Genomic DNA, 14,197 nt, shown 5'->3' on the forward strand with positions numbered 1-14,197 from the left:
TCACCCCATCTCCTTGAGTTCATTAACCGCTCGCCATGCCTGATCGATCGCCGTATGAGCATAAGCCCCCCAGTCAGAATCGGAGTTAGCAATGGTAATACGACCGACAGGCTTGCGCGCCCGCTCGATAATCTCGGGCATTTTATCCATATCGTCGAACAGCGAGTTAGGGTAATACGCATAGCCATGCGCCCAGCGGTTAACCGTAATGGCGGCAATATCGCGTTGATTATCAAAGCCTGTTGAGCCAAACATCTCCTGCAACTGGGAGCGAATCATCTCTTCATGCGCCGCAAACGTAGTCCCCAGCAAATAGGCCCGCCCCAAACGGAACTGCTCTCTTGCCGAGAGGTTACTGCCAGGATATGTGGGCACGTAAACCATATGAATCACCATCGGATCGTCTGGTGAGGCTGGGTGTTGATACCCGCCGATACTGACCGGATAGTCGAGTTTGACCCGGCTGTAAGGGGCTGCCGGAGAGTAAAATTCATGCACGCCAAGCTGTTTAAATGCCTGCCAGTTTTTAACCACCACGTTGGTGTATACCAGCGGCGCTTTCACGTTCAGTTTGAGATCTGCCTGCTGCTGTTCCGGCATCTCTGGTACCAGATACGGAATCAACATGTTATAACCTGCCATAATGGTGTTCTTACCACGAACGCGATGCATTTTGCCGTCGCGCAGATAGCTAACAACAACACCACCCTGTACGTTGGCGGCGTTAATCACCGTGCTGTTCAGGCGCAGACGCGTAGTGTTTTCCGGCAGGTCCAGTTTTTCATAATGCAGTCTGGCGAGGACCGAGTCCTCCATGGTAGTGCCCGGTAGCGCATCCGGCAGCATATATCTGACCAGCAGTCGGGCCAGGCCGGCATTCCCATCCGGAAAATGGTAAACATACGGTTCTTCGAGGTCGGCCAGCGACTCTCCATCCAGCGGGGGTAATCCCAGTGCTTCCATACCCGGTAAGGCGCACGCCCGGGCATCGCTACAGGAAATCCCTTCAATGCCGATGGCAAAGAAGTCGTTAGAACGCTGCTGAAAATAGAGCAGCGCCATTTTGCTCAAACCGACTTTTGTCGCCAGAAATTCGCTGTAGCTGTGGGTATCCAGCCATTCAGTTTTCTCATCAACCGTCATACCTGGAAGGTAGTCCGCAGGACGTACATGCAGATCGATTAACGCTTTTCTGTCGTTTTCGCTTAGCGGAAAATCATTGATAAAGTCTTCGATCTTGCGTCCATTCAGTCTGTCCGGCGGAATATCATCAGATACCGCACGTCCCGGATCGCCACTGACGATTTTTGTTTCGCCAAAATTCTTTTTATCGAAGAAAACGCCGCGACTGAGCTGCCAGTCGGGATAGAAGTTTACGTCAAAACTCTCTTTCAACCGCGTGACGCTGACGCCCACGGTCTCCATCAGCTTTTGCACTTCCGGACTGAAATTATGCGCAGGCGACTGGAATGCTTCGCTGCCGCCATAGCCGAGTAGTTTCTTGCCCGAGCTGGTAAACTCGTTCCGTTTGGCATGCCCCCCAAAATCGTCATGATTATCGAGGATCAGAATCCGGCTATTTTGCCCGGCAAGTTGACGCCAAAAACAACCGGCAGCCAGGCCGCTGATACCGCCGCCCACAATCACCAGATCGTACTCTTCCTCAATAGGCAGAGCGTTTAAATCAAAATGTTTATGCTCACGGCCCACGGCATGCGCCATTTCAAACGATCCCGGATGATTGCCCCGCAGCCCCGTCAGCGCAGGCGGATAATAACTTCCATCTATAAATGCGTTTTCCTTCCCTGCCGCCCTGACCCATTCCAGCGGGGTAAGCCCCGCCGCAACGGTCACCGCGACGCCGTTGAGAAAATCACGTCTGGTAATTGCCATTACTTTTTTCCTTATTGCTACACTGCCCTTAACACGACACAAATAAGAGGCATTCCCTCCTCAACAAAAAGGGGGATCGCCATCTATTTCACTGGCTTTAATTCTTCATCCAGTTTTTTAGAATCATAATAATCACCCTGCCAGGTGATTTTTCCTGCTTTAACATGAATATAGCTAACACCTTCAAATCTTATCAGATTATTTGTCGGTGGGCTCCCTGCCCATTCACCACTATTTTTTCCTGAGAACTGCCAACGAAAAGCCACGGTATCCTCGTCATAAACGGGTTTGCCGATCATTTTCCAGGTCAGGTCCGGGACCGCCTTAATAAAGGCGCCAATCACCTCTGTTTCTGCTTTTTCCCTGCCGGTAATCGGTTCTCCCGCGGCGGCATCATAATAGACTGCATCATCTGCAAGATATTGAGCCGCTCGCGAAGCATCATGCGCATTCCACGCCGCCATATACTCTTTCACGGTATTCAGCGAGGAACTTTCTGCCAGGCTATAGCCCGAGAGCATCACCAATGAAAGCACCGCCACTTTTAATGTTTTCATCACCACCCTCTCTATTCAGAAATGTCGCACATGATATGTTTCACCCGAGTGTATTCTTCGAGCGAATAGGATGAGAGATCTTTGCCATAACCCGATTTTTTGAAGCCGCCGTGTGGCATTTCGGCGCACAGGGGAATATGGCTGTTAATCCATACCGTGCCAAAATCAAGGTCAATGCTGAAGCGCTGCGCGCGACTGTGATTGCTGGTCCAGACGCTCGCCGCCAGACCATATTCCACATCATTGGCCTTAAGTAATGCATCTTCATCGCCAGAAAACGACTGAATAGTCATTACTGGACCAAATACTTCATGCTGGATAGCTTCATCGTGCTGTTGCAGACCAGAGACGAGCGTCGGCTCAAAATAGAAGCCTGGGCCAGATCCGGCGCGCCCGCCGGTCTCAATTTTTGCATGTGCCGGTAAACGCTCGATAAAGCCTTTCACTTGCTCGAGTTGATTCCGGCTATTCAAAGCGCCATACAATGCCTCCTGATCTTCTGGCGGCCCAAATTTAATACTCTTTGTTTTCTGTACCAGTTTTCCCAGGAATTCAGCGTAGACGGACTGTTCGACCAGAATACGCGTGGCCGCCGTGCAGTCCTGCCCGGCATTGAAAAAGCCAGCCGTGACAATCGTCGCAATCGCCTTGTCCATATCCGCATCGGCAAATACCACCGCGGGCGCCTTCCCACCTAATTCCAGATGCGCCCGGGTCAGGTTCGCCGCTGCCGAGGCCGCAACCTGCAGACCTGCACGGACCGAACCGGTAATCGAAACCAGTGAGGCTTTCGGGTTTGAGACCACCAGAGAACCGGTACTGGCTTTGCCTAAAACCACGTTAAATGCCCCTCTCGGGAACAAGGGCGCCGCCAGTTCCGCCAACAGCAGCGTACTGACCGGCGTGGTGTCGCTTGGCTTTAACACTACCGTGTTACCTGCAGCCAGTGCCGGCGCAATCTTCCATACCGCCATCATAAACGGGTAATTCCACGGCGTAACTTGCCCGACAATGCCCAGCGGTTCCCGGCGAATAGTCGAGGTATATCCAGCGGAATATTCGCCTGCTGCCTTGCCTTCAAGACAACGTGCAGCCCCGGCAAAAAAACGGATGGCATCGCAGGATGCCGCGATCTCTTCCTTCTCAATAAAATGGCGAAGCTGACCGGTCTCCTGGCTCTGGGCATTGACCAGTCGCTCCACATTGCGTTCTATTTCGTCCGCAAGGCGCAATAACGCTATTTGTCGCTGGGCCGGTGTCGATTTTCTCCAGATGCTAAACGCCGCTTCAGCTGCAGAGTAGGCCTGCTCCACCTCTACCGCGCTGGCATTAGGAGATAATGCGTACGTTTCACCGTCAACCGGACTCACCAGTTCGAAGGTCTCTTCGCTGCCGCCTGCTACATATTGCCCATTAATAAAATGCTTCAGGGTTTTCATGCCTGTCTCCCGCTCATTAATACATAAAGAATCTTATGTAATATATATATTGTAAAAACTTTTCAAATACGCAACATTGACACTATGATAAGCCTCGCATTTTTAACTTATTTTTTACATTATTCAGGGTAAGGCTTGCCACTGGTAGCTGACGCGGCGCGCGCAGCTCCAGAGGTTATCGGGACACACATCCGTCTGTGCGGCAAATTTTGCGCATGGGCATGTAAAATAACGCGGCCATTCTTACCTTCCTTGCCCAGCGGGCATGTGTTAGAAAGGGTCGTTGTTTCAGGGAATTGAGTGCAGAAAAGATTATGATTACTCACGCAGTCATATTTGCGCCTATCGGGCAGGTCAGTCGTTCAGACCAGATAGTGCAACGCCTTTCAAACGCTATTATCACGGGATTGTTGGAGCCGAAAGAACAGCTTCCCAACGAAACTGATTTGGCAAAGATGATGGGTGTCTCACATATCACTATCAGAGAAGCGCTAAACACGCTTCGGGCTAATAATCTTATCCATACTGTTCGTGGTCGTAATGGTGGCAGCTTCGTTTGCGAAAATATCGATGGCAAAAATAGCCCTCTGCATCCGTTCAAAGCGATCAGTACCGATTATCTTTCGGATCTGGGGGAAATGCATTGCGCCATCATCAGCCATAGCGCAAGACTTGCCTCCAGACGAATGACCGGCGCGGATATCGCCAAATTTCGCGAGTTTGTTGAGGTGCTTAGAAAGGCAAAATCACCTGAGCTGATGACCCAGGCCGATATGCGATGCCTGCTGGCGATAGCCGCCAGTTCACATTCGGCACGGCTGGCGAACCAGGAGCTTCAGGTGCAAGCTGAATGGGCATCGTTGGTGGCGATTCTCTATCGCACGGACAGCATTCATGCCGAAATTATCGCGCTTTATTCAGCGCTGGCCGATGCGCTGGCAGCCCACAACGAGGCGGAATCAGTACAGCTTGCCACGCGGATCATCGACACCTTTACCTATTACCTTATCGAAAAAAAGCTGAAATATAACTCGAACTGACAACCCGTGAAGGCAGGACAGACAATGAGCTCTTCGACATCCTTAAGCGCATTAATCCATAAAATTGATGATATTACCGTCTCTACCGTAGATTCTACCGTGGCGCTGGCGAGGAGCATCCATGAGGCGATTGCCGGAATACAGAAAGCTTCAGCCGAGGTTGTCCTCGATCCCTCTGTGAGATCCACCGTTCAAGGGCATATTAAGCGCACGCTCAATGACAACCATTACTGCTCTGGAGCCGGATTTGCCAGCCATATAGAGAGCACTACCACCACCAAAGAGTATTGGCTTTTGGAGTGGTGGTATAAGAAAGATAATGGTTTGAGCCAGGCTCACCTCGATTTGGATCAGGCCACGCAGCAACGACTGGATTTCAGAACCTTCGAGTGGTTTAAACATTCGCCACCGGCAGGGAAAGCTTATATCCACGGCCCGTACGTCGATTATATCTGCAATATCTCCTATACCCTGACTTCGGCAGTGCCGGTCTACTACAACGATCAGTTCCTTGGCGTCGCCGCCGTCGATCTGCTGGTCAGCCAAATCGAAGCCGAACTGCTCTCCTGCGCTCATCCTGACTACGTCATACTGACCAATCTGGAAAACAGGATTATCTTCTCCAGTTGGCCTCGCTTTCGCGTGGGGGAGTTACTGTCACCCGCCAACAGCACCGTGGTATATCAGAGCGACTACTTTATCCTTTATCACTATCAAAACTAAGGGCCCGAAGGCCCTTGTTTTAGTTATCCTGCCCCATATTGAGCTTATTGGCGTAAGCAATAGCATCATTTTCCGGCGCCGCAGAGCGCCCAAACGGTCGGGTCAGGAACATATAGATAAGCCCCGACCCAACGACAATCGCCAGTCCGAACAGCACTGTCCAACGGTCAATGAAGTCGCTGCTATCTGCCGGTTGAGCCAGCAACCAGATCCCACATAATCCATAGGCTAAGGCCAGTACGTTTACAATCACGCCCCAACCGCCAATGGTCCACTCCCCGGCCGGTTTCCAGCCCTTCAGACGCTGACGTAATGCAGCAAGCACGACCATCTGGAACGAGATATAGATACCGATTACGGCAAACGCGGTAATACGCGACAGGTTGTCTGGCTGGAAATAGACCCAAACGCAGATGATCACCGGCAGTAGGCAACTGACGACCATCGCATTATCCGGAACGCCGTTTTTCGAGATTTTGGACATCCATTCACTTCCCGGCAGCATTCTGTCGCGGGAGAAAGAAAAAATGAGACGACTTAACGCAGCCTGTAGAGACAAAATGCACGATAACATCGCCACAATCGCGACGATGATAAAGATAGTTGCGCCTGTTTCCCCCAAGGCTTCATTGAGAATGGCGGGGATTGGATCGGACGTTTTACCATTCACGATACTGACCAGATTCGGTGAAGCCAGCAGATAACCCATCACGGAAATGATGGCGGAAATCGCACCAAATACGATGCTTAAAATCATCGCGACCGGGATCTTTTTGCTCGGGTTCTGCACCTCTTCCGCTACGTTACCGCAGGCTTCAAAGCCAAAGAACATAAACAGCCCCATCAGCGCGGCGGACATAAACGCGGTGGAGTAGCTTCCGTCCTGAGCAAGCACGCCCATCGAGTCGAAGATGACGGAGAAAGGCTGAGAACGGTGAAAGATCAGCAGATAAATTCCCAGCGCAATCACGCTGACAATTTCACACCAGAAGCCAATTTTGGCGACCCTGGCCAGGTTTTTGGTCCCGGACATATTAACAGCCATCATCAACAGCAGTAGCAGGACAGATGTCAGCAACATGGTGGCAGGCGTTTGACCATAGTGGAACAGCGACTCAACAAACGTCGAGGTATATTCCGCAATTGACGTAATGGTGACCACCAGCGCCCACAGGTAAATCCAGGCGGCAATCCAGGCATATTTCTTGCCCCATAATCTTCTCGCCCAGGGATACAGTCCACCAGTTATCGGATACTGGGAAGCGACCTCACCAAACACCAACGCCACTAAAAGCTGGCCACATGCGACGATTAAGATCCACCATACTGCGGGCGGCCCCGCCAGCGTTACGGCCAGCGCAAACAGCGAATAGACGGCAGTGAGCGGCGAAAGGTAGGTAAAACCCAACGCGAAGTTAGAAATTAAACCGATTGAGCGATTGAACTGTTCTTTGCCATCTTTTTGAAAATTATCGTTTTTCTTATCAGGTGTCTGTTCCATATATCTTTCTCTTTTGTGGAATAGTCGCAGGGTTGAACAATTAATGTATAAAAGATATTAAGTTATATGTATAGTGATTTTGTCACGCATTTGTTAAAAATGATCGCGCATCACGTTAATGAAAAAGTAGAGATAAAACGGTAGAACGCGCTGGCGTTTAGCGGTATTTATGACCAACAGCTCTTCGCAGCCGCCATCTGTGGGCCACGCTGCCGGAAAAATATGCGCATCTGATTTAAGTTCGGGGCTAAGTAGCAATAATCGCTGCTGTTAAGCAACATTTTTGCAATATAATAGTGTGATGTTAAACGCTGAACCTGAGCAGGTGAATGATGGAAATTGATCTCGATAATCTGGTCTTTGATGGACTGGAAGAAGCGCAAGAGCGTAATGCTGAACGTCTGGAAGATGCAGATAAGAAAGCGCAGGAAATTATTGCTGATAATGACTGCGGCGACGCCTGCAAAATCTGATTTCCGAACCGGCGCAATGCCGGTTTTTTTATCGCCTGTTAACCCTTCCCATTTCAGCCCGTATACCGTAAAGCCTCAATCAATTTGGCAAAAGCGGCGGTGTGCTGCCTGCGGCTGGGGTAGTACATATAATAGCCCTGGAAAGGTTCGCACCAGTCCTCCAGCACTTTTTCCAGCGCACCGTCAGTCACCGCCTGTTCGACAGTGTCTTCCGGCACAAATGCCAGCCCCATCCCGGCAATCGCCGCGCTAATCCGCGGGGGGAGATTGTTAAAAATAAGCTGCCCTTCAACCCGCACGCGCAAATCTTGTCCGCCTTTGCTAAATTCCCAGGCATATAGCCCGCCCAACGTCGGCATGCGCATGTTGATGCAGTTATGGTTTTGCAGATCGTGTGGGGTGAGTGGTTTACCATGGCGGGCAAAATAAGCGGGTGAACCGACCACCACCATGCGCCAGTCCGGGCCAATTCTGACAGCAACCATATCTTTTGCCACCTGCTCGCCGAGACGAATACCCGCGTCATAACGGCCAGCCACAATATCCGTCAGGCTGTTGTCGAGGGTCATTTCCACTTTCACTTCAGGATAAGCCTGCAAAAAAGGCGCCAGCGCGGGCCAGACGGTCGATTGCAACGCATGTTCACCCAAAGTAAGGCGAATGTTACCCGCCACCCGCTGACGGATGTCGGTTAATGCCAGTAGTTCCGTTTCAATGTCATCAAAACGCGGACTGATACTGTTGATGAGCCGTTCTCCGGCTTCAGTCGGCGCGACGCTGCGCGTGGTGCGGGTAAGGAGTCGGACATCCAGCCGCTCTTCGAGTCCACGTATCGCATGGCTTAACGCTGACTGCGAGACCCCGAGCTTTGCCGCAGCCCGCGTAAAACTCCGCTCGCGGGCGACGATAATGAGATAATAAAGATCGTTAAAATTATCACGCAGCATGCTTGTCCCCAGCCCTTAACTTTATTGACCTATGGTACAGGTCATGAGGGTAATCACGTAGCGTTTGTGAACGTTCGCGCACATCACTCCTGATCTCCCCCCCTTCACTAATAACATTTTGTATATAGATAAGAATTTTTTCTTATTTTGTCTGAATCGTAAGTTATGGGAGCGTAAAAAGCACAAACCAAAAACTACAGGGATTTCATACAATGATGGCAACGAAAATTCACAGCGCTAAAAAAACACTTCTGGCACTCAGCGTGCTACTGGCCTCTGGCATTAGCGTTTCGCAGGCTCAGGCCGACCAATTGGCCGATATCAAAGCCGCAGGCGTAGTCAAAGTGGCGACATTCGACGCCAATCCGCCGTTCGGTTCAGTTGATGCAAAAACGCATAAGATTGTCGGCTACGACGTCGATTTTGCCGAAGCGCTGGCCAAATCCCTGGGGGTAAAACTGGAGTTGGTAGCCACCAATCCGGCCAACCGTATTCCGTTATTACAATCCGGTAAAGCCGATTTAATCGTAGCGGATATCACGATCACACCTGAGCGCGCACAGGTGATCGATTTCTCCGTGCCCTATTTTGTCACCGGCCAGCAGTTCCTTGTACCGGCAAAATCTCCGGACAAGCTCGATGAATACGGCAAAGCGCGAATCGGTGCGGTAAAAGGGACTACCGGTGAGCAGGCGTTACATCAGCGCTTCCCGCAGTCGCGCGTACTGGCCTATGACGATATTCCCCTGGCATTAACCGCATTACGCAACGGTAATGTGCAGGCCATCACCCAGGACAGCACAATTCTGGCGGGCTTGTTAAGCGGTGCGCCGGATAAAGCAGATTTCAAAATTTTGCCGGACCTGCTGAGTAAAGAAGAGATCGGCGTGGGGGTAAAAAAAGGCGAACCCGCGCTGTTAAAAGCCGTCAACGATGAACTCTTGAAGCTGGAGTCTACCGGTCAGGCGGCAAAAATTTATGATGTGTGGTTCGGCCCTGAAACCAAAAACCCGCAGCCCCGCGCCTTTAAAATAGAAGCCAAGTAATATGCTCTCAGCTCTTTTTCATCGTTCCGCAGCTTCGGCTGCGGATTCTACCCAATTGGGTCAGGCAAGCGTCAAACTGCACAATGTGCTTAAACAGTATGACGCTCATACCGTACTTAACGGTGTCAGCCTGGCAGTTGAACCTGGTGAAGTGGTGACCATTTTGGGTCCCTCTGGCTCTGGAAAATCCACTCTTATACGTCTTATCAACCAGCTTGAGTCGCTCAGCGGTGGCGAAATTTTCATTGATGGTAAACCAATTAGTCAGTTGCGCGGGGCGGCACTACGCCAGTTACGCAGCCGTATTGGTTTCGTATTTCAGCAATTCAATCTCTATTCGCATCTGACCGCGCTGCAAAACATTGCGCTGGCACTGGAATATGTTCACGGCTGGAACAAGGCGGAAGCAAAAGGCCGGGCACTCGAATTACTGGATCAAGTAGGACTGATCGAGAAAGCCGATGCCTATGCCGCTCAGTTATCCGGCGGGCAGCAACAGCGCGTTGCCATTGCCCGCGCACTGGCTTCATCGCCACAAATCATTTTGTTTGATGAACCCACCTCCGCGCTGGATCCAGAAATGATCGGCGAAGTGTTACAAGTGATGAAAAATCTGGCTCACAGCGGTATCACGATGATCGTCGTGACTCATGAAATGCACTTCGCCCGTGAGATTGCCGATCGTGTGGTATTCATTGATGGCGGCGATATACTGGAGGTCGCCTCGCCGGAGGATTTCTTCACCCGCCCACAACATCCCAGAACCCAGCGTTTCCTGAAAAAAGTGCTCGACCCGTTACACCAGGAGTTACCGTTATAATGCATCTAATGGACTGGCAGGGGGTGCTGAGCGGGCAACCTCTACAATGGATAATTTCCGGTTTTCTCACCACGCTATGGGTGACGCTGGCAGGCGTCGCGCTTGCCACTCTCTTTGCTCTCCTACTACTCGGCTTACGTTTGACAGGCAATCGCATTGCCACCGCGGTGGTCGGCATGTGGGTCTCAGTGTTTCGCAACACGCCTTTACTGGTGCAACTGATGTTCTGGTATTTCGCCGCATGGAATTGGCTACCCCGTGACGTGATTACCTTTATTAATGCTGAACACCCATGGTCAGTTCTGCCGGGTGACGTCTGGTGGTTAACGCCGGAGTTTCTTTGTTCTGCCTGGGGGCTGGGTGTTTTTACTTCAGCCTTTTTGGTCGAGGAGATTGCCTCTGGTTTGCAGGCGGTTTCTGCCGGACAACGCGAGGCGGCCATTGCTCAGGGCTTTTCCGCCTGGGCGGTTTTTCGTCACATTCTCCTTCCCCAAGGGCTGGCGAACGCATGGCAGCCGATCGTTGGGCAATATCTCAACCTGATGAAACTCTCCTCGCTTGCCAGCGGTATTGGATTTGCAGAGTTGACCTATCAGGTGCGGCAAATTGAGAGCTATAACGCGCATGCACTGGAAGCCTTTGCCGTTGGAACAGCCCTCTATCTGTTTATCGGCATCGTGCTAGGCATGCTGCTTACGCGTCTTGGTCCGAAATCTGCGTCAGGTAAACAGTTCAGGATAAGAACGCGTCCATTAAGTTTCAGGAGCATCCCACATGATCGCTAATATTTCGGTCATTACTGACAATCTGGACTATCTCCTGTGGGGACGCGTGACCGAAGGCCAACCCGGCGGCGTGCTACTTACTTTGCTGATGGCCATCGGCGCGGCATTGCTGGCACTGCCCGGGGGGATAGTTCTTGCCTGCTGCGCCTGGCGTTTTCCGGGCGCGGTTCGCAAAGGACTGTTTATCTGGGCCGAGTTTATTCGCGGCATTCCGTTAATCTTTGTGATTTTCTGGATGTGGTATTTGCTCCCCATGCTGACAGGAAGCGATCTGCCTGGCGCAGTTACCGTGACGTTAGCACTGGCATGGTTCACTGCCGCCTCGGTGATGCACTCGGTGTATGCCGGAATTAGCGCGTTACCTGGCGGGCAATATGAAGCGGCAGTAGTGCAGGGTTTTCGCCCATACCAGGCCCTGTGGCTTATTTTGTTGCCGCAAGTGCTGCGCAACACTATGCCGTCATTGACAGGGATTTTTATTGGACTACTGAAGGACACGTCGCTGGCGTTTATTGTCAATGTGCCAGAACTCACGACGGTTGCCGGTCAGGTTAATAGCCGGGTGCAAATCTATCCGGCAGCCATTTTTATCTTTACCGGACTGGTCTATTACCTGCTGTGCTTTAGCCTGGAAAAAATCACCCAGCGACGGTTCGCGCTAAAATGACCTCAAGGCTCAACATTCCACGAACTGGTGGTCTTCGTTGAGCCGATATTTCACGCCAGCCCGAATATTATTTTCGCCTTCAACCGCAAGCGCAAAACGCATTCTTTTGCCATCATGATAGGCCAGCGCCGCGCATCCGCCAGGACCGAGTATTATCGAATCGACATTGCCAGTACTGGCAACAACGGCGTTCTCTCCACTGGCAATAATATGGATATTATCTGCACAATTGGCGATTTTCGATTCCGCGCCGAAACAGGCTAGCTGGGTTAAATCACCGCTGCAGGCAATACGGTTTCTGTCACCCAGTGCACTGATGCGTACACGCATGCCGGTACTGGCGATACGCGTCCCGTCGCCCACGCTACTGATACGCGCTGAATTTCCCGCGACCGCAATTCGTCCGCGATCGCCTGAGCTGCCGATATGCGCGTTATAGCCTACGCTGCCTATACGTACGCTGTAACCTGCACTGGCAATCTGTGCGGCATAGCCGGCGCTGGCGATTTTAACGTTATCATCCGCACAGCCAAAGCTGACATTATCTTCCGCACTCGCCAGCGGCCTACCTGTTTCCCCCACCGTTTGCACGCGGGAAATATTTCCCATCGCCCGGATATCCTGCCGGACAAAACTCTCCTCTTCCCGCCATTTTGACCAACCATATTCCACCAGACTATTTGCCCAGTCGATGTACCCTTCCCGCTGGAGCGCACGATGTACATCGGCATAACTTCCCCCGGCGGGAAAAGTACGTAGAAACCAGCGATACATTACGGGCCCAACGCGCCAGGCCCGTAAGTCATCACGCGTAATCATCATCGCTTAATGCCGGTGATAGCCATCCACCATGCACTTGAAGGTTTCGCCCGGCGTGCGCCCCGTAGTGCAAAGATACAGATGCCCAAAAATGAAAAACAGACTGACTATTGCCAACGCAAAGTGCGCCTGTAACAACCAGTAACGCACGCCCGGGAACAGATCGCCGACTACCGCCGGATAGAGCGATAACAGACCCGATATCAATAACAGCGGCAGCAAACCATACATCACGCCAACATAGGCCGCCTGCTGTAGCGGATTGAATTTCGAACGTGGCGATGCCGGGAATGGATGTGACTCTCCCTGCATAATGCCAAACAGGTAAAAACGCGTTTGTCTTTGCGCTCGTCCGATCCAACCCTGGCGCTGAATAATATAGTGATGTCCGTTGCCGCCAATCAGGTTGATCAGGACAAAACCAATCCAACAGGCGAGCAGCAAAAAGCCACAGACCTCGTGTACGGTAAGCAGGCTTTTCATCACCGACGCGCTGACGGCCGAGAAGTGATTGACGAGTCCACTCACCAGAAGAAGCAGAAACAGCAGCGCATTCGACCAGTGCCACAAACGAACGGCCTTCGAGTATAAGTAGACCTTCTCACCGTGCCCTGCCGACGCTTTATGCGCGGCACGAAAGCGCAGCATGGCGTGTAGCGCCAGCACCAGCCACATTCCCACCAGCATTAATCCGGCGATGACCAACCACACAGGCCAGTAGTCAGGTGAAAACATAGGGACATATTGCGCAAGCTGGGCGTGAAACTGTTCGGCATTCTGCGACGCGTTCATACATTTTCCTTTTTAATCAAATGTTGACCGAACCGACGATACAGATGGGGTTTCCCGGCGCCTGCAAGTTGATACTCGTAATACTTGTTTTCCCGCAGCCAGGTCTGAATCTCCGGGCTATCTTCACGACCAAAAATCAGCGCGTGTTCCGGGCAGGCGTTAACACAGATCGGAGGGAAACCTTTCGCCAGACGTGATTCAGCGCAAAAGTCGCATTTATCAGCCACTTTGGTGCGCGGATTGAGATAGCGTACCTGATAAGGGCACGCGCCTATGCAGTAACTGCAGCCGATACACGAAGACGTATCTACCCGCACAATGCCATTCTCATCTCGCCAGGAGGCGCCGGTTGGACAGACCTCGATACAGGGCGCATCATCACAATGCTGGCAGGACTGACGAAAATAGTGATACAGCGTTTCGTTGTCGTTATCCGAAACCGGAATATGCGCTATCGACAAACGGCTGCCCTGGTCAGGAACATGATTGGTTTTCCTGCATGCGCGGGCGCAAATATTACAGCCATTACACAGAGATTCGTCGTGGATCATGACATAACGAACGCCTTTAGTGCTCCTGGGACTTGCTAACAAACTTTGACCTGGGCCGGTAAAAAAAATCACCGTCCCCATGCCAATGACAAATTTACGTCGGGTGAAGGACATCGGGTTATCCTCTAATGCTGTGACAGTGGT

15 protein-coding genes are annotated in these 14,197 nt (G+C 51.6%); 7 read left to right on the forward strand and 8 right to left on the reverse strand.

Going from position 1 to position 14,197, the window contains the following annotated elements:
- The 3 genes from FDX14_RS16015 to FDX14_RS16025 form a co-directional block, all read right to left on the reverse strand.
- Window positions 1-1,893, reverse strand: coding sequence for an NAD(P)-binding protein (locus tag FDX14_RS16015; protein WP_137349825.1), 1,893 nt, complete (start codon window positions 1,891-1,893; stop codon window positions 1-3).
- An 83-nt stretch (window positions 1,894-1,976) separates the two neighbouring features.
- A complete protein-coding gene (locus tag FDX14_RS16020; protein ID WP_137349826.1) occupies window positions 1,977-2,450 on the reverse strand; it encodes an ester cyclase in 474 nt (157 codons plus the stop codon).
- Window positions 2,451-2,461: 11 nt separating this feature from the next.
- Window positions 2,462-3,889 (reverse strand): gamma-aminobutyraldehyde dehydrogenase, encoded by a 1,428-nt coding sequence (locus FDX14_RS16025; RefSeq protein WP_137349827.1) that lies wholly within the window; start codon window positions 3,887-3,889, stop codon window positions 2,462-2,464.
- A gap of 314 nt (window positions 3,890-4,203) precedes the next feature.
- Between FDX14_RS16025 and FDX14_RS16030 the strand changes: the two genes are divergently transcribed.
- Both FDX14_RS16030 and FDX14_RS16035 read left to right on the forward strand, forming a co-directional pair.
- Window positions 4,204-4,929 carry a FadR/GntR family transcriptional regulator gene (locus FDX14_RS16030; RefSeq protein ID WP_042308714.1) on the forward strand — a complete coding sequence of 242 codons (726 nt, stop codon included), beginning with the start codon at window positions 4,204-4,206 and terminating at the stop codon, window positions 4,927-4,929.
- A gap of 24 nt (window positions 4,930-4,953) precedes the next feature.
- On the forward strand, window positions 4,954-5,652 hold the full coding sequence (locus FDX14_RS16035) for a cache domain-containing protein (RefSeq protein ID WP_042308717.1): 699 nt from the start codon (window positions 4,954-4,956) through the stop codon (window positions 5,650-5,652).
- A gap of 19 nt (window positions 5,653-5,671) precedes the next feature.
- Here the strand turns inward: FDX14_RS16035 and FDX14_RS16040 are convergent, their stop codons facing one another.
- Entirely contained in the window at window positions 5,672-7,153 is a 1,482-nt protein-coding gene (locus FDX14_RS16040) for an APC family permease (RefSeq protein WP_042308718.1), read from the reverse strand.
- Between the two features lie 332 nt (window positions 7,154-7,485).
- On the opposite strand from FDX14_RS16040, the gene FDX14_RS16045 reads away from it, so the two are divergent.
- Window positions 7,486-7,626 (forward strand): hypothetical protein, encoded by a 141-nt coding sequence (locus FDX14_RS16045; RefSeq protein WP_003832695.1) that lies wholly within the window; start codon window positions 7,486-7,488, stop codon window positions 7,624-7,626.
- A gap of 53 nt (window positions 7,627-7,679) precedes the next feature.
- Here the strand turns inward: FDX14_RS16045 and FDX14_RS16050 are convergent, their stop codons facing one another.
- On the reverse strand, window positions 7,680-8,573 hold the full coding sequence (locus FDX14_RS16050; RefSeq protein WP_042308719.1) for a LysR family transcriptional regulator: 894 nt from the start codon (window positions 8,571-8,573) through the stop codon (window positions 7,680-7,682).
- 212 nt (window positions 8,574-8,785) lie between these two features.
- Between FDX14_RS16050 and FDX14_RS16055 the strand changes: the two genes are divergently transcribed.
- The 4 genes from FDX14_RS16055 to FDX14_RS16070 are packed head-to-tail and all read left to right on the forward strand — an operon-like array spanning window position 8,786 to window position 11,891.
- Complete coding sequence (locus tag FDX14_RS16055) at window positions 8,786-9,619, forward strand: ABC transporter substrate-binding protein (RefSeq protein WP_061381427.1); 834 nt, start codon at window positions 8,786-8,788, stop codon at window positions 9,617-9,619.
- Between the two features lies 1 nt (window position 9,620).
- On the forward strand, window positions 9,621-10,439 hold the full coding sequence (locus FDX14_RS16060) for an amino acid ABC transporter ATP-binding protein (protein WP_137349828.1): 819 nt from the start codon (window positions 9,621-9,623) through the stop codon (window positions 10,437-10,439).
- A complete protein-coding gene (locus FDX14_RS16065; protein WP_137349829.1) occupies window positions 10,439-11,224 on the forward strand; it encodes an amino acid ABC transporter permease in 786 nt (261 codons plus the stop codon). The genes FDX14_RS16060 and FDX14_RS16065 overlap by 1 nt, the downstream gene beginning before the upstream one ends.
- Complete coding sequence (locus FDX14_RS16070) at window positions 11,214-11,891, forward strand: amino acid ABC transporter permease (RefSeq protein ID WP_061381430.1); 678 nt, start codon at window positions 11,214-11,216, stop codon at window positions 11,889-11,891. The genes FDX14_RS16065 and FDX14_RS16070 overlap by 11 nt, the downstream gene beginning before the upstream one ends.
- A gap of 9 nt (window positions 11,892-11,900) precedes the next feature.
- Here FDX14_RS16070 and ydhT read toward each other — a convergent pair whose 3' ends face one another.
- From ydhT to FDX14_RS16085, 3 genes are read right to left on the reverse strand one after another with little or no spacing between them, the layout of a single operon-like run.
- Window positions 11,901-12,713 (reverse strand): protein YdhT, encoded by an 813-nt coding sequence (ydhT, locus tag FDX14_RS16075; protein ID WP_137349830.1) that lies wholly within the window; start codon window positions 12,711-12,713, stop codon window positions 11,901-11,903.
- A 3-nt stretch (window positions 12,714-12,716) separates the two neighbouring features.
- On the reverse strand, window positions 12,717-13,502 hold the full coding sequence (phsC, locus tag FDX14_RS16080) for a thiosulfate reductase cytochrome B subunit (protein ID WP_137349831.1): 786 nt from the start codon (window positions 13,500-13,502) through the stop codon (window positions 12,717-12,719).
- The gene (locus tag FDX14_RS16085) at window positions 13,499-14,167 is read right to left on the reverse strand and encodes a 4Fe-4S dicluster domain-containing protein (protein ID WP_042308731.1); all 669 of its coding nucleotides are present in this window, start codon (window positions 14,165-14,167) and stop codon (window positions 13,499-13,501) included. The genes phsC and FDX14_RS16085 overlap by 4 nt, the downstream gene beginning before the upstream one ends.
- Window positions 14,168-14,197: the final 30 nt, after the last annotated feature.

Source organism: Citrobacter sp. wls710, from assembly GCF_005281115.1.
GTDB lineage: Bacteria > Pseudomonadota > Gammaproteobacteria > Enterobacterales > Enterobacteriaceae > Citrobacter > Citrobacter werkmanii.

Excerpts from the sequence above, each read along its gene's own strand:
- FDX14_RS16015 (WP_137349825.1), bottom strand. The coding sequence starts at position 1,893 with ATGGCAATTACCAGACGTGATTTTCTCAACGGCGTCGCGGTGACCGTT.
- FDX14_RS16020 (WP_137349826.1), bottom strand. The coding sequence starts at position 2,450 with ATGAAAACATTAAAAGTGGCGGTGCTTTCATTGGTGATGCTCTCGGGC.
- FDX14_RS16025 (WP_137349827.1), bottom strand. The coding sequence starts at position 3,889 with ATGAAAACCCTGAAGCATTTTATTAATGGGCAATATGTAGCAGGCGGC.
- FDX14_RS16030 (WP_042308714.1), top strand. The coding sequence starts at position 4,204 with ATGATTACTCACGCAGTCATATTTGCGCCTATCGGGCAGGTCAGTCGT.
- FDX14_RS16035 (WP_042308717.1), top strand. The coding sequence starts at position 4,954 with ATGAGCTCTTCGACATCCTTAAGCGCATTAATCCATAAAATTGATGAT.
- FDX14_RS16040 (WP_042308718.1), bottom strand. The coding sequence starts at position 7,153 with ATGGAACAGACACCTGATAAGAAAAACGATAATTTTCAAAAAGATGGC.
- FDX14_RS16045 (WP_003832695.1), top strand. The coding sequence starts at position 7,486 with ATGGAAATTGATCTCGATAATCTGGTCTTTGATGGACTGGAAGAAGCG.
- FDX14_RS16050 (WP_042308719.1), bottom strand. The coding sequence starts at position 8,573 with ATGCTGCGTGATAATTTTAACGATCTTTATTATCTCATTATCGTCGCC.
- FDX14_RS16055 (WP_061381427.1), top strand. The coding sequence starts at position 8,786 with ATGATGGCAACGAAAATTCACAGCGCTAAAAAAACACTTCTGGCACTC.
- FDX14_RS16060 (WP_137349828.1), top strand. The coding sequence starts at position 9,621 with ATGCTCTCAGCTCTTTTTCATCGTTCCGCAGCTTCGGCTGCGGATTCT.
- FDX14_RS16065 (WP_137349829.1), top strand. The coding sequence starts at position 10,439 with ATGCATCTAATGGACTGGCAGGGGGTGCTGAGCGGGCAACCTCTACAA.
- FDX14_RS16070 (WP_061381430.1), top strand. The coding sequence starts at position 11,214 with ATGATCGCTAATATTTCGGTCATTACTGACAATCTGGACTATCTCCTG.
- ydhT (WP_137349830.1), bottom strand. The coding sequence starts at position 12,713 with ATGATGATTACGCGTGATGACTTACGGGCCTGGCGCGTTGGGCCCGTA.
- phsC (WP_137349831.1), bottom strand. The coding sequence starts at position 13,502 with ATGAACGCGTCGCAGAATGCCGAACAGTTTCACGCCCAGCTTGCGCAA.
- FDX14_RS16085 (WP_042308731.1), bottom strand. The coding sequence starts at position 14,167 with ATGTCCTTCACCCGACGTAAATTTGTCATTGGCATGGGGACGGTGATT.